Origin of the sequence: Vibrio sp. BS-M-Sm-2 (genome assembly GCF_041504345.1) — a bacterium.
GTDB lineage: Bacteria > Pseudomonadota > Gammaproteobacteria > Enterobacterales > Vibrionaceae > Vibrio > Vibrio satsumensis.
In genome coordinates this window covers 1,003,325-1,026,839 of sequence record NZ_CP167895.1, presented here as the reverse complement: position 1 = coordinate 1,026,839, position 23,515 = coordinate 1,003,325, and the positions used below count along the sequence as shown (strand labels likewise).

At 43.9% G+C, this 23,515-nt stretch carries 21 protein-coding genes; 8 read left to right on the top strand and 13 right to left on the bottom strand.

The features are described 5' to 3' along the window. Window positions 1-196 precede the first annotated feature (196 nt). From AB8613_RS20555 to AB8613_RS20545, 3 genes are all read left to right on the top strand, one after another. Complete coding sequence (locus tag AB8613_RS20555; protein ID WP_179946887.1) at window positions 197-343, top strand: hypothetical protein; 147 nt, start codon at window positions 197-199, stop codon at window positions 341-343. Window positions 344-712: 369 nt separating this feature from the next. Then, on the top strand, window positions 713-1,765 hold the full coding sequence (locus AB8613_RS20550) for an aldo/keto reductase (RefSeq protein WP_371714155.1): 1,053 nt from the start codon (window positions 713-715) through the stop codon (window positions 1,763-1,765). A gap of 176 nt (window positions 1,766-1,941) precedes the next feature. Further along, the gene (locus AB8613_RS20545; RefSeq protein ID WP_065584752.1) at window positions 1,942-2,676 is read left to right on the top strand and encodes an RNA methyltransferase; all 735 of its coding nucleotides are present in this window, start codon (window positions 1,942-1,944) and stop codon (window positions 2,674-2,676) included. A 97-nt stretch (window positions 2,677-2,773) separates the two neighbouring features. On the opposite strand, the gene fdxA is transcribed toward AB8613_RS20545, so the two are convergent. Then, a complete protein-coding gene (gene fdxA, locus AB8613_RS20540) occupies window positions 2,774-3,097 on the bottom strand; it encodes a ferredoxin FdxA (RefSeq protein ID WP_010431058.1) in 324 nt (107 codons plus the stop codon). Between the two features lie 253 nt (window positions 3,098-3,350). Here fdxA and AB8613_RS20535 point away from each other — a divergent pair, with 253 nt between their 5' ends. After that, on the top strand, window positions 3,351-4,982 hold the full coding sequence (locus tag AB8613_RS20535) for an NAD(P)/FAD-dependent oxidoreductase (RefSeq protein WP_146490870.1): 1,632 nt from the start codon (window positions 3,351-3,353) through the stop codon (window positions 4,980-4,982). A 122-nt stretch (window positions 4,983-5,104) separates the two neighbouring features. Here AB8613_RS20535 and AB8613_RS20530 read toward each other — a convergent pair whose 3' ends face one another. The 3 genes from AB8613_RS20530 to bluB form a co-directional block, all read right to left on the bottom strand. After that, window positions 5,105-6,568, bottom strand: coding sequence for a hypothetical protein (locus AB8613_RS20530; RefSeq protein WP_372384872.1), 1,464 nt, complete (start codon window positions 6,566-6,568; stop codon window positions 5,105-5,107). Window positions 6,569-6,766: 198 nt separating this feature from the next. Beyond that, a complete protein-coding gene (locus AB8613_RS20525; RefSeq protein ID WP_372384871.1) occupies window positions 6,767-8,422 on the bottom strand; it encodes an ABC transporter substrate-binding protein in 1,656 nt (551 codons plus the stop codon). Between the two features lie 202 nt (window positions 8,423-8,624). Beyond that, window positions 8,625-9,296 (bottom strand): 5,6-dimethylbenzimidazole synthase, encoded by a 672-nt coding sequence (bluB, locus tag AB8613_RS20520; protein WP_372384870.1) that lies wholly within the window; start codon window positions 9,294-9,296, stop codon window positions 8,625-8,627. Window positions 9,297-9,729: 433 nt separating this feature from the next. Here bluB and AB8613_RS20515 point away from each other — a divergent pair, with 433 nt between their 5' ends. From AB8613_RS20515 to AB8613_RS20505, 3 genes are all read left to right on the top strand, one after another. After that, on the top strand, window positions 9,730-10,929 hold the full coding sequence (locus tag AB8613_RS20515) for a DEAD/DEAH box helicase (protein WP_372384869.1): 1,200 nt from the start codon (window positions 9,730-9,732) through the stop codon (window positions 10,927-10,929). Window positions 10,930-11,044: 115 nt separating this feature from the next. Next, window positions 11,045-11,449: a PPC domain-containing DNA-binding protein gene (locus tag AB8613_RS20510; RefSeq protein WP_372384868.1), complete on the top strand. Its 405-nt coding sequence runs from the start codon at window positions 11,045-11,047 to the stop codon at window positions 11,447-11,449. A 66-nt stretch (window positions 11,450-11,515) separates the two neighbouring features. Beyond that, the gene (locus tag AB8613_RS20505; RefSeq protein WP_285953746.1) at window positions 11,516-12,139 is read left to right on the top strand and encodes a PolC-type DNA polymerase III; all 624 of its coding nucleotides are present in this window, start codon (window positions 11,516-11,518) and stop codon (window positions 12,137-12,139) included. 85 nt (window positions 12,140-12,224) lie between these two features. Here AB8613_RS20505 and AB8613_RS20500 read toward each other — a convergent pair whose 3' ends face one another. Further along, window positions 12,225-13,061, bottom strand: a complete 837-nt coding sequence (locus tag AB8613_RS20500) for a DUF6279 family lipoprotein (RefSeq protein WP_372384867.1) — start codon at window positions 13,059-13,061, stop codon at window positions 12,225-12,227. A gap of 284 nt (window positions 13,062-13,345) precedes the next feature. On the opposite strand from AB8613_RS20500, the gene AB8613_RS20495 reads away from it, so the two are divergent. Then, a complete protein-coding gene (locus tag AB8613_RS20495; protein ID WP_017630126.1) occupies window positions 13,346-13,519 on the top strand; it encodes a hypothetical protein in 174 nt (57 codons plus the stop codon). A 124-nt stretch (window positions 13,520-13,643) separates the two neighbouring features. On the opposite strand, the gene dbpA is transcribed toward AB8613_RS20495, so the two are convergent. The 8 genes from dbpA to AB8613_RS20455 form a co-directional block, all read right to left on the bottom strand. Beyond that, window positions 13,644-15,023 (bottom strand): ATP-dependent RNA helicase DbpA, encoded by a 1,380-nt coding sequence (gene dbpA / locus AB8613_RS20490; protein WP_017064348.1) that lies wholly within the window; start codon window positions 15,021-15,023, stop codon window positions 13,644-13,646. A gap of 148 nt (window positions 15,024-15,171) precedes the next feature. Continuing rightward, window positions 15,172-16,080, bottom strand: a complete 909-nt coding sequence (locus AB8613_RS20485) for an aldo/keto reductase family oxidoreductase (RefSeq protein ID WP_372384866.1) — start codon at window positions 16,078-16,080, stop codon at window positions 15,172-15,174. A 217-nt stretch (window positions 16,081-16,297) separates the two neighbouring features. Further along, window positions 16,298-16,885: a hypothetical protein gene (locus AB8613_RS20480; protein WP_146490891.1), complete on the bottom strand. Its 588-nt coding sequence runs from the start codon at window positions 16,883-16,885 to the stop codon at window positions 16,298-16,300. A 209-nt stretch (window positions 16,886-17,094) separates the two neighbouring features. Continuing rightward, window positions 17,095-18,039: a PstS family phosphate ABC transporter substrate-binding protein gene (locus AB8613_RS20475; RefSeq protein ID WP_372384865.1), complete on the bottom strand. Its 945-nt coding sequence runs from the start codon at window positions 18,037-18,039 to the stop codon at window positions 17,095-17,097. Beyond that, window positions 18,039-18,677: an OmpA family protein gene (locus tag AB8613_RS20470; protein WP_146490893.1), complete on the bottom strand. Its 639-nt coding sequence runs from the start codon at window positions 18,675-18,677 to the stop codon at window positions 18,039-18,041. Before AB8613_RS20470 ends, AB8613_RS20475 begins: the two co-directional genes overlap by 1 nt. After that, window positions 18,677-19,990 (bottom strand): TolC family outer membrane protein, encoded by a 1,314-nt coding sequence (locus tag AB8613_RS20465; RefSeq protein ID WP_285953750.1) that lies wholly within the window; start codon window positions 19,988-19,990, stop codon window positions 18,677-18,679. Before AB8613_RS20465 ends, AB8613_RS20470 begins: the two co-directional genes overlap by 1 nt. Before the next feature lie 33 nt (window positions 19,991-20,023). Then, window positions 20,024-21,349 (bottom strand): HlyD family type I secretion periplasmic adaptor subunit, encoded by a 1,326-nt coding sequence (locus tag AB8613_RS20460; RefSeq protein ID WP_372384864.1) that lies wholly within the window; start codon window positions 21,347-21,349, stop codon window positions 20,024-20,026. Beyond that, window positions 21,342-23,501, bottom strand: a complete 2,160-nt coding sequence (locus AB8613_RS20455) for a type I secretion system permease/ATPase (RefSeq protein WP_372384863.1) — start codon at window positions 23,499-23,501, stop codon at window positions 21,342-21,344. Before AB8613_RS20455 ends, AB8613_RS20460 begins: the two co-directional genes overlap by 8 nt. Window positions 23,502-23,515: the final 14 nt, after the last annotated feature.

Here is a 23,515-nt window from a genome sequence, read left to right as displayed (position 1 = left end):
TGTGCGAAATTAGAGTAGCTTCCTATACTTAAAAACAGAGGGTTTCGTCAGTTCCAATATTGCATACGGATGATAAGTGATCGCTTTGTACGCATTCTACGCCCTTCGCTCTCAGCCCAAAAAAAGTACAAAGTGGATGATGATCACAGTTTATCTTTGATGCAAAATCTGTCATACGTTACACGGAGACACTGTTATGACGATTAATAAATATTTCATTTTCTCTCCTCAAGCCTCTGAGGAAACACTTCAACCAGTATTAACTGAGAAAGAAGTTCAAAGGCAGGAAGCTCTAAGACAGGCGCAGACCCAGGGTGGGTTCGATACCAACGCGACCTCGTAACTCAATGAATACCTAGCACTATTAAGACCCCTATAAAAAAGCTCTACGCTCTATCCTGTAGAGCTTTTTTATTCTTGATATATTTTCATCCCCCAGCCCCAAAAAAGTTGACGATTAATCCTTCGCTCATTGCTTCTTGTTCTTCACTTCTCGCTCACCGTTCGGCTCATAATTTCTCCCGAATGTATTTTCACACATTGGACACGTTAGCTTACGACGCCGAGAAACGACTCACTAAACTCCCCGATGCCATACCTTGTCGTGTCATTTTGTGCTAATAATTCATATTCGTTTTCATTCCTCACTCGCCCTCTTTTCAAAACTATAATGCGAGTACCAGAGAACCTAACCACAGGAATCCCGAATTCAATGGAATATTCAAAACTAGGAAGTAGTCAAATTCCCGTTTCCCGTATCTGTCTTGGTAGCATGACTTGGGGGCTGCAAAATACGCAACAGCAAGCCGACCAACAGATCGAATACGCATTAAGCCAAGGTATTAACTTTATCGATACAGCAGAAATGTACGCGGTTCCACCTTCTCCAGATACCTACGGCAAAACAGAAGCGATCATTGGTAACTGGTTATCACGTAATCCACAGCGTCGCCAAGAGTTGCTCATTGCGAGCAAAATTGCGGGACCAGGGCTACCTTGGGTTCGAGATGGAGGCCCTATAACTGGTGAAGCGGTGATCGCAGCAGTTGATGCATCATTAAAACGCCTACAAACAGACTATATCGACCTTTACCAACTTCACTGGCCAAATCGCACAACGCCACACTTTGGTAAACATTTCCCAAATCACATTCGATTCAGTGATATTGACCGAAAACAGCATGAAGCTGAGATGTTGGAAATTCTACAAGCACTGGCAAGCTGCATTAAGGCGGGTAAAATCCGCCATGTTGGGCTTTCAGATGATTCCACTTGGGGCATTAACACTTACCTCAAGCTGAGCGAAAAACACGATTTGCCACGTATGGTTTCGATTCAGAATGAATTTAGCTTGCTGCACGCAAAAGACTGGCCATATCTGATTGAAAATTGTGTGCATGAAGATGTCGCTTACCTACCATGGTCGCCTTTGGCTGCAGGCATGTTGAGTGGAAAGTACATCGATGGCGCAAGACCGGAAGGCAGCCGTTGGACTTACATGCAACGTAAAGGCATTTTCCGCGACACCGAGTCTGCCAATGAAGCGGTGAAAGGCTATGTTGAAGTGGCGAATGCTCATGGATTTACTCCGAGCCAACTGGCATTGGCTTGGTGTAATCAAGTTGATGGGGTGACGTCCACCATCATTGGTGCAACCACTATGGAGCAGCTAAAAGAGAACGTTGCCGCTTTCAGTAAACCGTTATCAAAAGAGATCCTTACCGATATCAATACCATCTTTAAGCGCTATCCTGCTCCGTATTAAGCTGTCAGTTCAGCGAGACTTAGGTAAGTAAATCCCCATAAGAGCGCGCTATTTAGTGCGTTTTTCTTTTTTAAGTGAGTTGCTTTTGCTTTTTATGTGGATCGCATTGAGTCATCACGCTTTTGGTTACCCAACCTTTGCTCTATAATGCGCGAGCTTATATCTAGGATAAAAACATGATTTCAAAAAACCAATTAAAACTCCTTCGTGCTTTGGGCCAAAAGAAACAACGTAAAGCCCACGGCCTATTTCTAGTTCAAGGTGAAAAGAACGTTCTTGAGCTGTTCAATAGTGACTTAGTCGTGAAGAACGTCTTTGCTACCGCTGATTTCTTATCTGAAAATCACGCATCACTGATTGAGTTTGATTGTGTTGAAGCCTCACTGGATGACCTAACCAAGGCGAGCACTTTGGTAAGTAACAATGCAGCGATTGCGGTTGTTGAGATCCCAACGTTTGAACTACCAGAAGCGACAGGACTGATGATTGCACTTGATGGCGTTTCAGACCCTGGCAACCTAGGTACGATTATTCGCGTAGCAGACTGGTATGGCATCAAGCATATCGTTGCGAGCAGTGATTGCGCAGACCCATACAACCCTAAAACTATCAGCGCGACTATGGGCAGCTTTGGCCGAGTACACGTAAGTCAAACTGACTTACCAGCTTACTTAGAGCAAGCGAATCTACCGGTTTACGGTGCATTTTTGGAAGGCGAAAGTGTTCATAAGACTGACTTCACTGCAAATGGCATTTTGCTGATGGGCAGCGAGTCTCACGGTATTCGTGAACACGCCGCTAAATACGTGACAGATAAGATTACGATTCCAGCATTCGGTGGCGCAGAGTCTTTGAACGTTGCAATGGCGACTGGCATCATTCTCGACAACATGCGTCGTCAGCACAGCTAGGTCTCATAAGCTAACGATCCAGTCGACAATGTTCAAATATTAAAAAAGGCGTATTGATTAAATCAGTACGCCTTTTTATTTAAGTTCTTTTCAACAATTACTTTTCTAGCATTGCCAACTTATCAGCGACACCATTCCACTTCTCAGCGTCATCCATTGGTGCTTTTACTTCCGTTTGTACCGGCCAGATTTCGGCAAGCTCTGCGTTCACTTCGATAAAGATTTTTTGATCTTCTGGTAGCTCATCTTCTTGGAAGATAGCTTGAGCATCACATTCAGGTACACATAAACCACAATCAATACATTCGATTGGGTTGATTACCATGAAATTTGGGCCTTCATGGAACGCATCTGCGGGGCACACTGCCACACAGTCTGTGTATTTACATTGAATACAATTATCGCCTACGACAAATGCCATGATGCTCTGCTCTATAAGTTAGTCAAAATTGAAGAATGGGGATAATACTCATCCCAAAGCAAAATTCAACATCATACGGCTCTAATATCGTGTCTATTTGCTCCATGTTTCCAAATTAGTATGACAGATAAATCAATTTCTCGTAAAATGCGCGCCATTGTGAGCTTATCGCTTCTTTCAACATCAGCGTTTTCATCAAACTCTGTATAAAGAAACGAACTAGCTAAGACACCTATAAAAACGAGACATCGAAATGATACGTTTAACCGAAATTAAACTCCCACTAGACCATGAAGAGTCTGCTATTCAAGACGCTATTGAAGCGAAACTTGGTATTAACTCTGATCAGGTACTCTCTTTTAATATCTTTAAACGTGGCTACGATGCTCGTAAGAAATCAAAGATCTTACTTATCTACACGCTTGACGTTCTCGTTGAAAACGAAGTTGAGTTGTTGGAACAATTCATCAGCGACCCGCACGTAAAAGTAACTCCTGATATGGAGTACAAGTTTGTTGCTAAAGCCGTTGAAAACCAAACTGAACGCCCTGTGGTTATCGGCTTTGGCCCTTGTGGTTTGTTCGCTGGCCTAGTGCTTGCTCAAATGGGCTTCAACCCAATCATCGTTGAGCGTGGTAAAGAAGTTCGTGAACGTACTAAAGATACCTTTGGTTTCTGGCGTAAGCGCACACTGAACACAGAATCAAACGTTCAGTTTGGTGAAGGCGGCGCAGGTACCTTCTCTGACGGTAAGCTTTACAGCCAAGTGAAAGATCCAAAACACTACGGCCGTAAAGTAATCGAAGAGTTCGTTGCAGCTGGTGCACCAGAAGAGATCCTATACGTAAGTAAGCCGCACATCGGCACCTTCAAACTGGTTACCATGATCGAGAAAATGCGTGCATCTATTATCGAGTTAGGTGGCGAAATTCGCTTCAGCACTCGCGTAGATGACCTTCATATGGAAGATGGGCAAATCACTGGCTTAACGCTTTCTAACGGTGAAGAGATCAAATCTCGCCACGTTGTACTGGCTGTTGGTCACAGTGCCCGAGATACGTTTGAAATGCTGTACGATCGTGGCGTTTACATGGAAGCGAAGCCTTTCTCTGTTGGTTTCCGCATCGAACACAAGCAATCGATGATCGATGAAGCTCGTTTCGGTAAGAACGCAGGCAACCCAATTCTAGGTGCCGCAGACTACAAACTGGTTCACCACTGTAAGAATGGCCGCACTGTATACAGCTTCTGTATGTGCCCAGGTGGTACTGTAGTAGCTGCAACGTCTGAAGAAGGCCGCGTAGTAACTAACGGCATGAGCCAATACTCTCGTGCAGAACGTAACGCAAACAGCGCAATCGTTGTTGGTATCGACCCAGAACGCGATTACCCAGGTGATGCTTTGGCTGGTATCCGTTTACAACGTGAACTAGAAAGCGGAGCTTACGTTCTTGGTGGCGAAAACTACGATGCCCCTGCTCAGAAAATCGGTGACTTCTTGAAAGGTCGCGATCCAAGTGCAATCGGTGAAGTACAACCGTCGTTCACACCGGGTATCCACCTGACTGATATTTCAAAAGCGCTGCCTGATTTTGCTATCGAAGCGATTCGTGAAGCAATCCCTGCGTTCGAGAAGAAGATCAAAGGTTTCTCTACGCCAGACGGCCTACTAACCGGTGTTGAAACTCGCACGTCTTCTCCTGTATGTATCAAACGTGGCAAAGACTTCCAAAGCATCAACCTTAAGGGCTTCTTCCCTGCAGGTGAAGGTGCAGGCTACGCAGGCGGTATCCTGTCTGCTGGTATCGATGGTATTAAGGCTGCAGAAGCGCTAGCGCTATCAATGGTAGAGCAGAACCAAGCTGAGAAAATAGAGATAGCTTAAGCGCTTTCAATAAAACGAAGCCATATAACGGTCAGCAAAACTAAAAATCCAGTGTCTTGTAGACACTGGATTTTTTATTGCATTAAGGTATCTAGAGTTATTAAGTAACGATTTCGTCAGCGTTACTTACAAGTCTCTTTTGACCAATTCACACCATCATCTGAACACTCAAATCGACTTGTCCCATTCTGGTAGTAATAACCTTTAGTCCAGTTACCTTGAGAATATCTAGACGTTATCGTTTGAGTATAATCAAACGGCGTATTTTCAATGTACGCATACTTATGTCTGTTCCAGCTGTCAGAACCATAGGAACTGTTGTCATTAAAATCTACCGATAGGTAGTTGAGCGTATCAAAGTCGCTGCGCGACACACTATCCAATGAATCGCCTAGATTAACCCACTCTGGATGTGGTGCGTTATTCTCAAAATTAAATTTCGCTTGTACTTGGGTAAACTGATCTTTGTAGTCACCGACAAGATCTGCCGACAAGGTTTGCATGAATCCAGCACCGACATTTTGACGTGAACAACTGTCCCAATCAGGTTGTTTAGACCAACCACGGTTCAACACACCAAAGGTCGCGAGTGAGTTAGGCAAAACCTGTTGCTTGATCGTCTCTTGCACCGAACATGAATATTCCGTTCCATCACTATCCAATGAGAACCAAGCTTCTTTGTCATATTCCAAACCATTTTTCTTTTGGCTATTACGCTCAATATGCTTATTTAACGCCAGTTCGGTCTGCAAATCAGCGGACACTTCATGTTCAATAACAATCAGCTTGTCAGCAGTCATCACTGTTTTAACTTTATACCACTTATTAATTTCGTTCTTCTTAGTGTAATCCCAATGCTCCCAGTAATAATCAACATAAGCTTGCTGAGCTTTTGGGTTCTCTTTTTGAATATCTTTCGTCTCTTGATACGACTTTTTAATAGCTGGCATCATTTTCTGCGCTAACTCATAGAGCTCGGTATTTTGATTCTTAACGAAATCACCATACAAATCTTCCACTGCGATGTTGTATCGGTTCGCAATTCGGAAGTCATGCTCTTTCACATTTTGGATAACGCTATTTTGGGTGTTCACGGCTTGCTTTAAGGCAGAGCAACTGTTTAAGCCACCTTTATACAAGTCGGCTTGAATTTCATTCCATAGAACGGTTGTCAGTGGTGTTGTAGACTTAATTTCTTGATCGGAACTTACCGTCATGACAGGCGGAAATACTAGCTGATAAGGTTCAGTAATCGGCGTGTTGGGGTTATCCGCATCAATGGCGCCGACAGGCACATTTACTACGATTGGGGCATAATCCATACAGTCTGAATTAGAGCCCGTTAAAGATAGTTCATAGCTCCCTTCATCGTCCGTGATACTACTAGGCTCACCTTCATCTAACACACCGTTATAGTTGATGTCTAAAAACGCAGTCGCCCCTGAGATATAACCATCGATAGCCACACCTTGTAAGGTTTTCGTTTGAGGTGCTGGCGTATTGTTACTGCTGCTACCACCGCCACCTCCGCCACAAGCCGTGAGGCCACCAGCGATAAGTGCGATAGAAATAAGCTTAAGTTTCATTCGATTAGATCCTAATGAAATAGATTTATGAGTAGGGGTGTCATTGGGGGATGACCGAGAATGACTTTGATAGTCATGCTGAGTCATAGTAACGATTGGTGTTCAAAAGAAACATGAAAGGGTGATAGGCAATTCATGCATGTTTTCATTATGAGCGAGAAATTAGGGGGGAAAGACATAAACTCAAAGGTGGATTAATTACCCCTCGCTTGAAGATATCCAAAGCTTATAAAAATCACTATAGCCAGTTTGATTTATCTCTACACCATGAACTTCAACACTGTTAGATACCTTCTCTTTACCGTGAAATAACGGGCAAAGTAACTTCTGTTGATAGAGCGACTGTTCAATTTGTCTCAACTCGTCAATTGGACTATCACTACTTACAGCAGAGCGAACTCTCTCACAATGCGCCTTCATCTGAGCACTGTTAAAAATAAATCTGAGTCCAGACGAGGCAAGCAACCAATCATAAAGACCGTACTCTTTTGGCTGTTCAATAATCTCTTCGATAAACAACAAGTCTGCCGGCTCACTCATTAAGCTAGGATCACTAATATTATTAAGTTCAATGACTTCAATAGTCACGCCTGTCTTCGCGATAGTTTGCTCAAGCCAGTCTGCCATATCTTGAAGCAAAGGAATCGTCATTTTAGGTCGAGTTAAAACAACCCTCCCCATCAAAACAGGAATGGGATTACTGCAGGTTAGTTCACTAAGCGAGAAAGATAAGTCATCCGTCACCATATCGGCATCAAACTCCTTACTACTGGATTTGATAAATGATACCAAGCTGTCTAAGTCTTCGGGGGTAATGCCTGAGTTTTCTCTACGATTAACTGCAAGATACGAAAGTGCATTAATCATAGTTTCTTCCGCAATGTCCGGTTTATTGAAACTCAGGGTATGATCATTTAAGCCTTCGATGTCGGTGAGCGTTATCTGTTCTAACAAGGCATTTTGAGCAAAGTAACCTCGGTGACGTTTAAGAACCAAGCGCTCTTCGCTCCAATCATCTAATGAGAAAGGGCCGGTTCCGATATAGGCACTGCGTCCACTAGCAAAATAGCTACGCTTGCGACGGTAAATAGACGCGTGTGCACTACACAGCGCATAGATAAACATCGGGTTTGCGTGTGTCAGCTCAATAATCAGTTGTTTATCACCCACAACTTGAACATCACTGACCTGATCAAATAAAGACTGTACTGGCCCTTCGATATTTTTTAGCTGCAACAAACATTGAGCAACATCTTTGGCCGTTAAATTTTCACCGTCATGGAATAACACATTCGGTCTCAACCAAAAATGCAGAAAGCGCCCTTCCATCTCCCAATGGTGCGCGAGGCTCGCTTGGGGATTTCCTTCATGATCTTGGACGAGTAACGTATTGTAGAGACTCCTTAAGATGTGATGTTCGGCAGTTCGGTATGTTTTTGCTGGCTCAAGGTTATCGACCCACGGATATTGAGTGATCAGCAAATGATCATGTTGTTGATTGAACAGACTATGTTTTTCAGTCGCTAGCGTCAGTGCCTTTATTGCCGCATCACCATAGCTTTCTAGAAGACGGGGAATAACGTTAAAGCACCCCTGTTCTAACTGAAGCGCTAACACTTGTTCTAACGCTTCGGGGAAGCTGACCAAAATTCTAAATTGGCTAAGTTTCCCTCTTCCTTTAGAAGGAATCCAACAAATCCAGCGATATTTCGATAAGCATTTAAGAATGATCGAAGTGTTTCTACGAGAAGTCGATAGCGAGTGTTCTAGAGCATCGATCGTTAGGTGATACTCTTCACCTAATTCATACTTTGCAATAAGCTGCTGAAGTCTACGTAAGTTAGCGTCGTTCAATGGATATCCGAATTAAGCGTCTAGAGGAACGAAAATAGCTGTAACCCAAATGGGAGGTCTATTTACTCGTTCAAGTTGAAATATGCTTTATGAAACTGTTGATATAAATAATATCAAGATCCAACTTAATTTATAAACACCTCTTTTAGCAAACAAAATAATCAATGATGGTTCATATTCAGTGATAAAAATAAATGGGAGATTAATCCTCCACTGAATTCGTTATTTGCTCTGCATTCCACTTGCCTTCATGAATCGCTGAGTTGACGTCTCTTCTTGGTAGCCACCCCATGGTTTCAAGTTCTGGTTTATCTTTGAAATGATCAACGTAGCCAATACACAGGTAGGCCACAATATCGATGTTTTCCGGGATATCGAGTGCGTCTCGCAGTACTGAATCGTGGAGAATACTCACCCAGCCTAACCCTAGATTTTCTGCCCTTGCCGCCAGCCACAAGTTTTGAACCGCACAGACTGTGCTGTATAAGTCCATCTCTTGTTTGATGGTTCTACCTAGCACAACCTTTCCGGTTCGATTACGGTCGCAAGTTACACAGATACCGATAGGTGATTCAACGATACCTTCCAACTTTAAGCGTTTATACATCGCCTGTTTTTCATCGGTAAACATTTCTGCCGATTCAGCATGCGCTTGATTGAAGCCCGCTTTAATTTGTTGCTTAGTTTCGATATCACGAACAATGACAAAGTCCCAAGGCTGCATAAAACCGACACTAGGCGCATGGTGCGCGGCGGTTAACACACGCATCAGAACGTCTTCTGGGATCTCATCAGGGAGAAACTGTCCACGAACATCTCGGCGAGAAAAAATCGTTTTATATACTGCTTCGCGTTCATTCGGCGTAATTTCCATACTTCCCTGTCTTATCGTCGTCTTATTGAGTCAGTATTATCCAACTAAAGTGTCTATGTTTCTAGGGCGTGTTGACCTTTCGTGGTTAAATTTTGTTCGAGATAAAAGCGTTTTAATCGCGGCGAGGGGGAAGTAGCCTAGTCATTCTAAGCAAATCTCCCCCAACAAAGAGTAAAACGCTTTTAGCCGAACCCTTCGGGCAGCGTTTACTGGTCATTTCTACTGCGTTATCGGCTTCTCATGTAGGCTAGCTACACATCAAAGCCTCTGCCTTGTATAAATACCCAGCAACTCGCTGCAAAAATCAGCTCGAAAGATCAACATGCCCTAGTAGTACACAAGCAACATGGTAGAATGCCGCCATTAATCTTATCCTTGTATAAGATTGTTGAACCTTTCCATCGCTATTTAGCCAAATCATACCGAGAAACTTATGCCATTTTCCAAGCTTGGATTAAGCTCACCTATTGTTAAAGCCGTTGCAAAACAAGGCTATGAAAAGCCAACCTCTATTCAAGAAAAAGCAATTCCGATTGTGCTTTCTGGTAAGAACCTTATTGCTGCTGCACAAACAGGTACAGGTAAAACTGCGAGCTTTGTTCTCCCTACCTTAGAAATGCTAAGTAAAGGTGAAACACAACGTAAAAAACGTATTCGTGCTGTTATTCTGACACCAACTCGTGAACTTGCGATTCAGGTTGAGCAGAACATTACTAAGTACGCGAAGTTCCTAAACCTAACATCATTAGCGATGTACGGTGGCGTCTCTTACCAACACCAGAAAGATCGTCTTATTGAAGGCGTCGATATTCTTGTGGCAACACCAGGTCGTTTGATCGATATGTACGGACAACGTGCCGTTCACTTTGATGAAGTCGAAGTACTGGTTCTTGATGAAGCTGACCGCATGCTAGACATGGGTTTCATCGAAGACATCAACAAGATCATCGCACGTTTGCCACAAAACATTCAAAACCTGTTGTTCTCAGCAACGCTATCAACGCCAGTTCGTGCGCTAGCGAAAAGCGCAATCAGTGAAGCGGAAGAGATTTCAATTGCCAAAACTGACGCTTCTAAAGCAAACATCGAACAATGGCTTGTTACTGTAGATAAAGACCGTAAGTCTGCGCTATTAAGCCACATGATCACTGACGGTGAGTGGGACCAAGCGCTTATCTTTATCGAGACTAAGCACGGCGCGGCTAAGTTGGTTGCTCAACTTGAAAAGCGTGGTATCGAAGCGGAAGCTTTCCACAGTGGACGTAGCCAAGCGATTCGTGAAAAGATTCTGGCTGATTTCAAAAAAGGTCGTCTAAAATATCTAGTTGCAACAGGGGTTGCTGCTCGTGGTATCGATATCGATAACCTAAGCCGCGTAGTTAACTACGACATCCCATTCCCTGCGGACGACTATGTTCACCGTATTGGTCGTACAGGCCGTGCGGACGCGTCTGGTGAAGCGATCTCTTTCCTATCGAAAGACAACTTCAAGAACCTATGTATTATTGAAAAACGTCTTGGTCACTTGATTGAACGACGTGTAGTTGAAGGTTTCGAACCACGTAAAGAAGTGCCAATCTCTGTATTGAACTTCGTGCCTAAAAAGAAAAGAGACCTGCAGCAACCTGAGTAATTTCAAATTTAGACAATGCGAGAGTCGCGTTAACCAAAATACAAATGAAACGAAGCCCCATGTGGCTTCGTTTTGTTCTTTGATACACAGATAAAGATAAAACAGAGGTATTGAGATGATTACTCCTATCGCAACGAGATTAACCCGAGGACAAGATCTAAAGCTTGAGATCCAGAGGCTAGTGACAGCGCACAATATCTCTGCAGGCTCTATCGCATCTTGTGTCGGGTGTGTTTCTCAACTCAATATTCGCTTAGCTAATGCCAACAACACCAAGCTAGTTCAAGCTCCGTTCGAAATCGTATCTGTAATGGCAACGCTAACGCCTAACCACCAGCACGTTCATATATCCGTTGCTGATGAGAATGGTGATGTGATTGGCGGGCATTTGCTGGAGGGAACGATCATCGCAACCACAGCTGAATTGATTGTTCACCACTACGATACTTTGACCTTCAGCAGAGAGCATGATGATACGACGGGTTACACTGAGCTCACTATCAGCAGTAACACACAATAGCTTCACTGATAGCAGAACCAAACGCCTCATATAAAGCGATATAACCAATAGTAATTAGGAAACACGATGGCTACACACTCCGCAGACTCCGTTATCGTTCTCGATTTCGAAACCACAGGCTTATCACCAAATATGGGTGACCGAGCGATTGAAATCGGTGCGGTGAAACTCGTTAACGGCGAAGTCGTCGACACCTTCCAACAACTCATGAACCCAGGGTTTCGTGTTAGTGGATTCATTGAAGGTTATACCGGAATCAGTAACCGTATGTTAAGTACAGCGGCCAGTTGCAGTGAAGTGATGGATGAGTTTGCAGACTTCATTCAAGACAGCCAACTTGTCGCTCACAATGCCTCATTTGATAAGCGCTTTCTTGATGCAGAGTTAGATAATATTGGTCGCGATTACAATGGACAGTTTGCATGCTCAATGCTGATTGCTCGTCGTCTAATTCAAGACGCACCGACTCATAAGTTAGGCGACCTTGTGCGTTTCAAGAATATCGACAACGACGGTACTTTCCACAGAGCGTTAGCCGATTCAGAAATGACAGCTAGACTGTGGTTATTGATGATTGATGAACTACAAAGCGACCACGGTATTCAACAACCGAGCTTTCAACTGATGCAGAAAATATCTAAGACCGCTAAAGGCTCTATTGCAAAGCTGTTGATGAGTAATCGAGGTTAAAACCCTTACCATACGATAATGTTTGAAAGGCTGATTAGTTTAACGCGATCAGCCTTTTTAGTTATTAACGAAACTTACTTGTCCCCTACTCCTGCAGTGTCACCAGTGTAGATTTGAGACTCTCTAATTCATTCATGAAATAAGACCATTGCTTATCACTACTGATTGCGGCGATATCCACCAAGAATTTGGCTGATGTCTGCATATTTTTATTAAGCTTAGATTCCAATTCATCTGGATAATAAGCTTCATTATTCAGAAGCAAGTTCATAATAATTGGCTGAGCGATATGTAGATCACTCTTCTTTCCCATCAGTGTTGTGAGATCTTGGTAGGTATTATTTTGATATTGACGCCAGCTATCGTTGGTATTTCCCCATTCTTGAGACCAAGTGAAAATAATCTGTTTTTGTTCTTTCGATACCGATCCTAGCCATCGTTCTAGCCTCTCTTCTATTCGATTTCGATATCGATCTCTGGAATCTTCGTCATTCAACGACAACCTTTCTTCGTAATAGTCTTGCTGCTTTTCTCTAAAGTTTTGTAAGAACTCACTATCTTGCTTAGGGCTCAGTTGCATACTTAACGCGTAAACATCGGGGGCAAACTTATTAACGATAGCGCGAATATGATTTTTAATTTGTTCGCTCTGGTCAACGATAAAGGCAGAATTCATATCGGCACGAGCAATACTTTGAATCACTTCTAATTGCGAAATATATAGAGGAAGTTGAGTTTCTTTATGCCAGACTTGCAATGAGTCTAGACGTGCTTCTAGCTCGGACTCTTGACTATTAGATAACGAAACAAAGTCTTCGATATAACTCACCGCAAACCAACTGATATTGTTATAGGCGAATTTTGTCCCACACCCAGCAAATAGAAAGCACACCAATATCACTAACCAACGGCATTTTCTCATTACACCCTCTCACAACCCTTTACTGATCAGCGAACCTGTAAACAGCCTTATCAGATTCACTCTTGATCTTATAACATTAGCTATAAAAGCAGCTGATCGTAAAAACTTTAAGATAAATTGAGACTTCACCTTGCTAAACCGTCTATTTAGGCAAATGATTAAACTAAAAATAATTAACGGCAGTGATATAACTTGATTTTTATTACTCATTTGACGTAGTGCGGACCCTATAAAAGAATCGGGTCAGCGTATTTTCAAATGATTGATTATTTGGGAGGCAAGCTATGGCCGCTATTCCTGAGCACCCAAGCGATTTAGAATATGAGCTTTGTTATTTTGACGATGGTTCAATAACCACAATCACGATATTCGTTCACAATCGACAGGAAGCGATGAATTGGTATGTTAGCGAAGGAAAACATATCAACGATCTTTATTCGATAAGACCCGATGAATAATGCTTTAGTATAGAGGACTAGGTCAATAAACCTAAGAGAAGAAGCTTGAGTGACATTTTGTTGAACACCCTTTACTGCAATGCCATTAATTAGACATATCGCAGCAAAGGGGTTCAGTCTCGAATTACTTCAGGATTCGGGCGCGGAATTGACGACCCTTCATTTTACCTGATTCGATCTTGTTCAGTGCTTTCTTAGCAACAGAGCGTTCTACAGCAACATAGGCGCGCATTGCGAACAAGTTGATCTTACCTACTGATTTACCATCAATACCACCTTGACCAGTCAATGCACCAAGAATATCACCAGCTCGAAGCTTAGCTTTCTTACCGCCATCAATCTGAATGGTTACCATGTTTGAATAGTACGGCTTAGCAATAGGTTTTGCTGGAAGCTCAGATGGCTCAATCGGCATATCCATGTACTCATCAATTTGAGCAACACGGTACATCTCTTTCTCGCTAAAGAAGCTGATAGCGACGCCTTTGCTTCCTGCACGGCCAGTACGACCAATGCGGTGTACGTGAACTTCAGGGTCGCGAGACAATTCAAAGTTGAATACTGCGTCTAGGTTATCAACATCAAGACCACGAGCCGCAACGTCTGTCGCTACTAGAATCGAGATGGTTTTGTTTGAGAACTGAACCAAAGCTTGGTCACGTTCACGCTGTTCCATGTCGCCATGAAGCTCAATTACACTGAAACCGCGGTGACTTAGCTCATCGTTTACGTTTTGCACTTCTTTCTTAGTGTTACAGAACACAACCGCAGATTCCGGTTGGTGATGAAGTAACAACAACTCTAGAGCGTCATCACGAGCTTCAGAGCCTTCTAACTTGTAGAAGTGTTGTTGGATGCTTGAGTGATCGTGTGTTGATTCAACCTTCACCATTTCTGGGTTACGCATGATGCGGTCTGCAACAGACTTGATTTGTTTAGGGAAAGTAGCACTGAATAGCAGAGTTTGGCGTTCTTTTGGAGCTGCTTCAATCACTGCATCCAAAGCGTCTTGGAAGCCCATTTCTAGCATGCGGTCAGCTTCATCTAACACAAGTGTGTTCAGCTCAGACAGATCAATACGACCTTTCTCTAGGTGATCAAGAATACGACCAGGTGTGCCCACAAGAATGTGTGCGCCATGCTCTAGTGAACCAATCTGTGGGCCCATTGGCATACCGCCACAAAGTGTCAGCACTTTAATATTGTGAATACCGCGAGCAAGAGTACGAATCTCTTTTGCTACTTGGTCTGCAAGCTCACGAGTCGGACATAACACTAAAGACTGAACACGGAAACGCTTAACGCGTAGGTTCTGCAGCACGCCTAAACCGAAAGCAGCTGTTTTACCTGAACCCGTTTTACCCTGACCAATAACGTCCTTGCCATTTAGGATAGTAGGAAGACTTAACGCTTGGATCGGCGTCATTTCAGTATAACCAAGAGAATCCAACGTATTTAGAAGCTCTGGCTTAAGGGCGATTGAAGAGAATTTTGAAGTGCTCAATGGAAATATCCAACTGGTGAAAAACAGAGTGCATTATGAGTGTTTTTGAAAATTATTCCACCTTAATCACAGTTTTGAAGAAACATGTTAGGCGAGCACAAAAAAGCCAGCTTTCTTAGCTGGCTTTTGCTTCTATACGAATTGCTTTCTAAGGCACACCGTGGCCTTTGGATGCAACCCATACGCGATACCATTGCTCGCGAGTCAGTTCGATTTTCAGCGCATCAACAGCCGTCTTCACACGTTCAATCTTACCTGAGCCAATAATGGCAATTGGGTTAGATGGTAAACGGCGTACCCATGCGTAGATCACTTGATCAATGCTGTCTGCACTCACTTCTTGGCGAATTGCTTCTAGCTCATCACGAACACGAATCGCTTGTGCTGAGTCACCACTGAAGATACTACCACCACCAAGACAAGACCACGCCATCGGGCGAATGCGGTTCATCTGCAGTTGATCTAGTGTGCCATCATGAGCCACTTCGAAGTTCAATGGGTTGATTTCAACTTGGTTAGTTACTAATGGCTTACCAAGGCGAGATTGAAGCAGTTCGAACTGACGCGGTGAAAAGTTAGAAACACCAAAGTGCTTAACTTTACCGACCTTATGCAGCTCTGCGAACGCTTCTGCTACTTCATCTGCATCCATCAATACGTCTGGGCGGTGAATCAACAATACGTCGATATCGTTAACACCTAAGCGCTCTAGTGAGTTATTTACTGATTGGTAAATATGCTGCGCACTGGTGTCATAGTGATTGATCTTACGATCAGGAGTGTGGTCACCACATAGATTAATATCGCACTTGGTGACGATTTGAATATCATCACGAAGGCTTGGTTCAAGCGCCAATGCCTCACCGAATAACTTTTCACATTGGTAGTTACCGTAAATATCCGCGTGATCAACCGTTGTGATACCAAGATCAATGTGTTGCTTCAGGAAAGTCAGGCGTTGTTGCGGGGTCATACCCCATTCTGCTATACGCCAGTATCCTTGCACCAACTCAGAAAGTTCTGGGCCTTGTGGCGCTATCGTTACTTTTGCAACCATGGGTTGTCTCCTTTATCAATACTGAACGTATCCTAAGCTCGTTTTACCGAAGGCTCAACGTATAACAAATGGCAAAGGCAAACGCTTACTAAAAATGTGAGAGCCCCAGAAAAACGAACACTTAAATGAATTATAACTTGCCGTCTGCCCGCGAGCCGTTCTCCTGAAAGGCTTGTTTAGCCTAATAAATAACGAAACTATCTATAAATTTGAGCAATTAAAAGCGATTAAGTTCAACCGTTAAGTTGTCACCATCACTATGTAACTGAATCCAAGGAGAGGAAGATCCAGGAGAAGATAAGTTAGGAACATTCCATACACTCATTTGCTCTGATGAACCGTGTGGCGCGTTGATAAATTCGACCAGCTGTTTATCCACCTTATCGAAACCAACACCTTCATTTCGAGCTCGTTCGAGTTGAGCAGTAACATCGAATTCATCTTCGCCAATACGAATTGAACTGAGAGCAAAGCCATCTTGGCGAAGGTACGCCTGAAGCTTTGTGTAACTTAGGTTCGAATATGGCAGGTTTAAGTGCACTGTTTCAACGCTTGAGTCCCCCAACTCCAGTTCAACATAAACGTCCAGATCGTAATATTGGGTTAAGTCACTACACAACAAAGTGCCTTCGGTCTCACCACAATCCATCAAGTCGATATCGTTAATATAGTTTTGAGAATTCGGCAGGCTTGGGCTGCTGTTAAATACTGTTCTTAGCCACCAGCTTTCGGTTGCTTGTGCGGAAAATGCAAAAGCATTAAGGGACAGCATTAAAGGCAAGATTAGAACTTGAAAGATTTTCATCGACTGGGCTTATTTAGCGCTATATGAAGTATCCATTATACGTGACCAATCGACAAACAACTGCTCGAGTCGCAAACTTTAGGCGAAAAAAAACGGGCATACATGCCCGCAGATAAATTCATCACCGAATAACGTAATCCGTCACGTTGAGAACCATTACGAAAGTAAGGATATCACTCCGCCAGCAAGATTACAACACGTCGTACCCATTACTTATATCCACCTTCAATTGCAGGTTCTTCAAGCGACAATCTCACTTTGTTACGTTGAATCGCTTCTGGTGGTAAGCTGATGAAACCGTACTGATTTAGTACCTCTTGATGGTCTTCAGAAAGCGTTAGACCAATAAAGAACTTCTCTTGCTCAGTAAACCCTTTACGGTGTGCAGGGATGTTCAAGTACATGTAGTACACAGTCGCTAATGGGTAACGCCCAGAGAGGATTGTCTCTTTGTTAAGGTCGTAATTAACCCCTAAGTTATCGACAACACTCAACCATTTCACATCAGAAATTTTATCAGAGTATACGGTGTAACCAATAGCAGCTTCTTCATCTTCAATCTTATTTATAAGATGCGGTAAATCCGCTAAAAATTGAGTATGAGCGTATTCCCCGTCCGTTTCACACTCAACCCAACTTGAGAAGGTGGTGTGCCCCTTCAGGTTATGATCAATGGCGAAAGGCAACATGTGAGTATCTAGGCTTTCACCATTACGAGCATCACTACTAGCCAACCATTTCGGGTGTTTAGGATCGTTAGAACACCCAAACACATCGATGAGTTCAGCAACAGTGATCGATGTAGCAGGGTTTTCCTCATTGGCCAGAATCGCAATCACATCAGCGGTAAACATCAGCTCTGTAGGTCTATAACCGTAGCGCATGTCAAACCTAGCCATCTCTTTGTCAGTCCATTTTTTGGAAGTGATACCAACACGCGAGCGCTGCATGATCATCTGTTCTGGGACGCTGTCACTCAACAAGATTTCTAAGTCGATCTCTTGGCTCTCAAGCAGGTCTTCAAAAAGTCCCTGCATATTAGGCTCAATCGCGACCAAACCAATGTCACTGACATCATTAGCTAATGTCGATGCAGATAGCAACGCAGGTACAGCAGCAAGCAGCAAGCCCGATTTATTAGATAGACGTTTCATTACTGGCCTCCTACTGGATCAATCGACGTTTTAGACTCAACATCGCTATTACTATCGAGCTGCATTTCTGAAGTGAAGATGTTCCAAGATGGATTCACTTCCATGCTTTCTGTTTTAATCACCGCAATCGTTCTACGCTTACGTTTGTGAAGATGCTGAGTTAGGCTAGTGATCTGAGTAAACTCTTGTTCGAAAATACGCTCACCATCAACGCCTCTGTCAATCAATGCGTCTCGAATCACGCCAGTTCTTTTCTTGGCCAGTGCTTTGTTATAAACGTTTGTACCTTCAGAACTGGTATCACCTACCAAGGTAATTGAGGCGTCAGGTTGCTCTCCTAGTAAACGCACCAACTCATTTAATACAGCCGTATGATCAGGTTTAAGGTCATACTTATCAAAATCAAATGCCACGCTTAATACTTCAACGTCTTCGACAATTTTCCAATTGGCACACCCTTTAATGTCTACCGCTACACCTTCTGGCGTATCGGCACAAAGATCTCGCTGATTAATCACACCATCGCGGTCATTATCCGCTAAGTCATCAATTTGATGGCGTGTCATGGTCGTATCAGGCGTTTCTGCACATCCCATCAGCAAGATAGAGCTAAGTAGCGCTAGTTTAAAATGTCTCATTACTTGTTCTCCCCTTGCCACTCTTCTGGATGTTCAATCCTTAACGCATACGTCAACATGCCCATCGCATTCAATACTCGATAAGCCGCTAACGTTTGATCATATTCAGTGCTAATGAAGTTTCTTCGAGCCAAGAACACCTCGACCTTCGCATCAAGTACATCGAGTAGGCTTCGTCTACCAACATTAAATTGTTGGATATAGCCGAGCTCTGCAATTTTCGCTGCATCAACGTTCTGTTGAAGTAGGGATTTTTGCTGTTCTAGCATTTTGTATGCGTTCCAAGCCAGTTGTGTACCTTCTCTAACCTCACGCTCCGTTCGTAGTCGTATCGCTCTTGCTTCTTCAACTCGCCAAGCCGATGATTCAACTCTGGAATCGGTAGAGAAGCCATTAAACAGGTCATAATCCATCGTCAACATCAGTCGAGCATCTTCATCGACACCACCTGGAGGGTTAGATACGTTGTCATTCTTGTTAGCATGAAGCTCAAGTTTAAGCTCTGGGTAGTAATCTCCCTTCTCACGGCGCATCTCTTTACGAGCCGCGTCGATATCAAGCAAAGATGCCTTGATTTCTGGGTGATTCTCGACAGCCTGTTCAAGTGCGACTTGTGCTGAGCTTGGCAATAAAGCGTAATCAAAACGAGGATAAACCAAGTTCACCGCAGGTTTACCAACCAAGCGTAGGTACTGTGTTTGCAAATCAAAAAGGTTGTTCTGAGCGGCAATAAGTGAGGACTGTGCTGTGGCAACACGGGCGGAGATCTGAGCCAAATCCGAGTTACTACTCAAGCCTTTGCTCTTTTTATCTTGGATATCTTGATAGATTTCTTGGTGCTCTTTTACGTTGCGCTTAGACAACTCAAGCAGCGTCTCTGCTTTAAGGATATCAAGATAATTTCTCACTACATCTAACGATACGTTTTCAGCGCGAGAAATCAGGGTCAATCGTTCAGCTTCAGCTTCGAACGTCAGTCGATCGACATTCGACGTCGTTTTAAAACCATCGAATAGTAACTGAGAAACTTTAACGCCAATTTCCGTTCGCGTTAGGCCTCGATCATCAGTGTCGAGTTTGCTACCACTGTTGTAGCGCGTCTCTTCATAACCTGCTGCTGCGTACAAATTAACTTGCGGCATATACAAACCACTCGCCGCGTCACCGTCTCTTATCACCGATTGATATCGGGAGTATTGCGCCAATATCTCAGGACTATAGTCGATGGCAAAGGCCACGGACTCTTCTAATGAAGCTGCTTGAGACAGCCCACTCATTAGTAAGCAAGAAGAGAGTAAGAATTTTGAATGCATTACACTTCCTTTTATATTTATGCTTAACGCACTTCATCGTTCGCGAAGTGAGTTTTCCTTAGCTCGTAAAATAGGTTTTAACCAATAACTCAATACTGTTTTCTCTCCGGTCAATATATCAACCGCGACTTGCATCCCTGGGATAATGCTAAAGGCAGAGTTTTGTTGCTGGTCTTCGTTTAACTGAATATGGGCGCGATAATAGGCGTTGCCGTCTTCCGTTTGTAAGGCGTCGGCACTCACGTAAATCACCTCGCCTTTAAGTCCGCCATAAATGACGAAATCATAGGCCGTAAATTTCACTGTCGCGCCCAGCCCCTTATGAACAAACGCGATATCTTGTGGAGAGATTCTCGCTTCAACAATCAGGTCACTGTTTGACGGGATAATCTCAATGATCGGCTCGCCGGGACGAACAACACCACCAATGGTACGCACAAAGATCTCTTTGACTGTGCCATCAACAGGCGCAACAATTTCGGTACGCTTGAGTTGGTCGGCAATTGCCTGCTGGCTTTCGTTCAGCTGTGCTATCTTGCTCGCCACTTCATTCAACTGACCTTGTACTTTGGTACGAAAATCTAAGGCAATGCTTCGACGATCCGCTATCGACTCTGAGTAGGCGGCTATCTGCTTCTGCGCTGCTACTTTTGAGCTAGCAATATCACCTTTGAGTTTGACCACATCACGGTTCAGTTTTAATAACTCAACTTCTGCAACCGCACCGCTGGCCACCACATCTTTTAGCATGTTGCGCTCTCGAATCACGATATCTAAGCTGCTCTCAAGAGTCTGAATATTATTCAGGGTATCAACACGAGCCTGAGCTTGTTGCTCGATACGTAGTGCCGCCTCTTCCAGTTCCGACTTTAATTGCCCCAAACGCTCAAGATAGTTCGCTTTGGCGTTCATTAATGCAGGGTGGCTTGATACATCGACAACAATGTCTTGTGGCACCAATACCACTCGCTCATACCACTCTTTAGCATCGTTGTTTAACACCACGGTCGAGAGTTCGGCTCTTAGCCTTAATTGTTGAGCCAGCAAAGTATCCGCTTGTTGAGCCGACTCTAAAAATGCCGCCTTAAAACGCGTGTCTTCTAACTTAGCGAGAGGTTGCCCTTTCACAACAGATTGGCCTTGTCGCACTATAATCTCTTGAACCAAGCCCCCTTCTAAGCTCTGAATCGTCTGTACTGAAAGGCTAGGCACCACCTTGCCCTCACCAATCACCACTTCTTCGAGAGTTGCCCACGTCGCCCAGCCAATGATCGACACAATCAACAGTGCACTTAGCCAAATCAGCTTGCGAGAACGAAATGCCAAGTGGTTGTTGGTCCATTGAATATCATTACTCATGACGACCTCCCTTCACCACTGAAACCGTCTTAAAGCGGCTTGCTCCTTTGGGTACACTTTTCTTCTGTAGAGAGAGAATATCTTTAGGCGCACCTTCCGCCACGATTTGACCTTTATCTAAAACGATCACGCGGTCACACATCATTAAGAATGAAGATTTGTGCGAACTGATCAGCATAGAAGTTTCTCTCGGCATACTTTGCAGTGCATTGAAGAACTGTATCTCAGCTTGGTTATCTAACGCGCTGGTTGGTTCATCCATGATCAATAACTTTGGACAACGGTATAGTGCTCTTGCAATGGCGACAGCTTGGAGTTGGCCTCCTGAAAGTAATCGGCCACCTTCGCCAACTGGTGTCTCAAGACCATTGCTCAAACGCCCCATATAGCCGTTCAAACCCGACTGTTGAAGCGCTTGTCTTAGTTTTACTTCATCAACATTGGTCGCACCAAGCGTAACGTTGTCGTAAACACTGCCAAAAATAAGATTGGTGGTTTGCCCCACCCAGCCCATGCCACTACGCAGAACACTGGTTGGCCATAATTGCCCATCAATCTCTTGATAGAAAGCTTGTCCTGTTGTTGGCATATACTGGCGAGCAACAATCGATAGTAGGGTTGTTTTGCCCGCGCCTGCTGCACCAACAAGGCCAACTCGTTCACCCGGCTTTATCTCCAGTGAGATATCCTTCAATGCAGGGCTTTGAGTTTCTGGGTAAGTGAACGTCACTTCATCAAGCCTTACCCCACCGTCAAAATCCCCCTTGTCTATCACCTGATGTTTCGACTCTTCCTGAGGCAGTTCCATTATCTGGTTCAAGCCTTCGACTGCCGAACGGGTTTGTTGAAACCTCAGTAATAGAAGAGAAAGCTGATTCACTGAACTCGCTGCTCGCCCACTCAGCATCACCACTGCAATTAACCCCCCCATGCTGAGTAGGCCTTCAGAGATCTGATACACACCGAAGATAATCAAAGTGATGGTGACGATCTGTTGACTCGACTGAATAGAGTGCGTCACGATATTGGAGTAGTGTCGAGATTGAGTCTGCCATTGAGAGAGCGATGAAATAGTCTGTTCCCAACGCTTCTGGGTAAGACCCTCAGCATTGTTTTGCTTGATATCCGGAAGGGTTGTTAAGCAATCAAACAGCTGTGCTTGTCTTTGTGTCGACAAACGTGCGGTTTCATCGAATGTTTTCTCGACTTTACCTTTCATCGCAATGCTCAGGACAATCAATACCAACATGATTGCGACTGGGATGAACATCATCGCGCCACCGAGCCAACCGATAAGAAACAGGAACAACAAGGTGAACGGTAAGTCGACTAACGTGACCAAAGATATGGAAGTGAAGAAATCTTTTACGCTATCGAAGTCTTGAAGCTGCCTTGCGAATGCACCCACCGATTGTGGTCGGTTTTCGAGTTTCATTCCGAGAACTTTTGAGAACAACTGAGAAGACAGCTTGTTGTCTATATAGCGCCCCGCCATATCAGTCACAGAGCTTCGTGAGCTTCTCAATACCCAATCAAAAACAACGACAATACCAACGCCTGCCGCCAGAACCCAAAGCGTGTTAAACGCTTGGTTTGGTACCACACGGTCGTATACGTTCATGGTAAAGAGCGGAACGACTAGCGCCAATACGTTGATCAAGAACGAAGCGATAAACAGGTCTCGATACCAAGGTTTCACTTCTTTGACGACACGCCATAACCAGCGCGTGTTGGATTTACTGTCACTGCGTTCGTGCGATTGAACACGAGCATCATCGAGAGCTTGAGCGCCAACTTGCCAAACATAAGGTTCGACTTGTGCGACCAACTCTTTTAGCGAGATAGTCTGACTAGAATCACTTTCACAATCTAAAACATCAAAGTCACCACCCGAGCCTTGGGTAACGACTACAGGAAAACCTGTCGCCGATTTCACAGCAACAACCGGAAACTGACATTGAGTCAGTAATTCTTTTTTAACGTGGCTAAGTGTTAACCCCGATTTCTCAATCGCTCTTGGGAAAAGGGACTCATTGAGCCTTCCTTCGACTAAAGGTAGGCCAGACACTATTTTGGAAGGATGGCTGCGAACATTAAAATGCTCACACAACCACTCAACACAACCTAGCCAGCTGTCTTTTTGTTCTACCAATCTAAAACTTCCTT

Coding starts and splice junctions, on each gene's coding strand:
- AB8613_RS20555 (WP_179946887.1), top strand. CDS start 197: ATGACGATTAATAAATATTTCATTTTCTCTCCTCAAGCCTCTGAGGAA.
- AB8613_RS20550 (WP_371714155.1), top strand. CDS start 713: ATGGAATATTCAAAACTAGGAAGTAGTCAAATTCCCGTTTCCCGTATC.
- AB8613_RS20545 (WP_065584752.1), top strand. CDS start 1,942: ATGATTTCAAAAAACCAATTAAAACTCCTTCGTGCTTTGGGCCAAAAG.
- fdxA (WP_010431058.1), bottom strand. CDS start 3,097: ATGGCATTTGTCGTAGGCGATAATTGTATTCAATGTAAATACACAGAC.
- AB8613_RS20535 (WP_146490870.1), top strand. CDS start 3,351: ATGATACGTTTAACCGAAATTAAACTCCCACTAGACCATGAAGAGTCT.
- AB8613_RS20530 (WP_372384872.1), bottom strand. CDS start 6,568: ATGAAACTTAAGCTTATTTCTATCGCACTTATCGCTGGTGGCCTCACG.
- bluB (WP_372384870.1), bottom strand. CDS start 9,296: ATGGAAATTACGCCGAATGAACGCGAAGCAGTATATAAAACGATTTTT.
- AB8613_RS20515 (WP_372384869.1), top strand. CDS start 9,730: ATGCCATTTTCCAAGCTTGGATTAAGCTCACCTATTGTTAAAGCCGTT.
- AB8613_RS20510 (WP_372384868.1), top strand. CDS start 11,045: ATGATTACTCCTATCGCAACGAGATTAACCCGAGGACAAGATCTAAAG.
- AB8613_RS20505 (WP_285953746.1), top strand. CDS start 11,516: ATGGCTACACACTCCGCAGACTCCGTTATCGTTCTCGATTTCGAAACC.
- AB8613_RS20500 (WP_372384867.1), bottom strand. CDS start 13,061: ATGAGAAAATGCCGTTGGTTAGTGATATTGGTGTGCTTTCTATTTGCT.
- AB8613_RS20495 (WP_017630126.1), top strand. CDS start 13,346: ATGGCCGCTATTCCTGAGCACCCAAGCGATTTAGAATATGAGCTTTGT.
- AB8613_RS20485 (WP_372384866.1), bottom strand. CDS start 16,080: ATGGTTGCAAAAGTAACGATAGCGCCACAAGGCCCAGAACTTTCTGAG.
- AB8613_RS20480 (WP_146490891.1), bottom strand. CDS start 16,885: ATGAAAATCTTTCAAGTTCTAATCTTGCCTTTAATGCTGTCCCTTAAT.
- AB8613_RS20475 (WP_372384865.1), bottom strand. CDS start 18,039: ATGAAACGTCTATCTAATAAATCGGGCTTGCTGCTTGCTGCTGTACCT.
- AB8613_RS20470 (WP_146490893.1), bottom strand. CDS start 18,677: ATGAGACATTTTAAACTAGCGCTACTTAGCTCTATCTTGCTGATGGGA.
- AB8613_RS20465 (WP_285953750.1), bottom strand. CDS start 19,990: ATGCATTCAAAATTCTTACTCTCTTCTTGCTTACTAATGAGTGGGCTG.
- AB8613_RS20460 (WP_372384864.1), bottom strand. CDS start 21,349: ATGAGTAATGATATTCAATGGACCAACAACCACTTGGCATTTCGTTCT.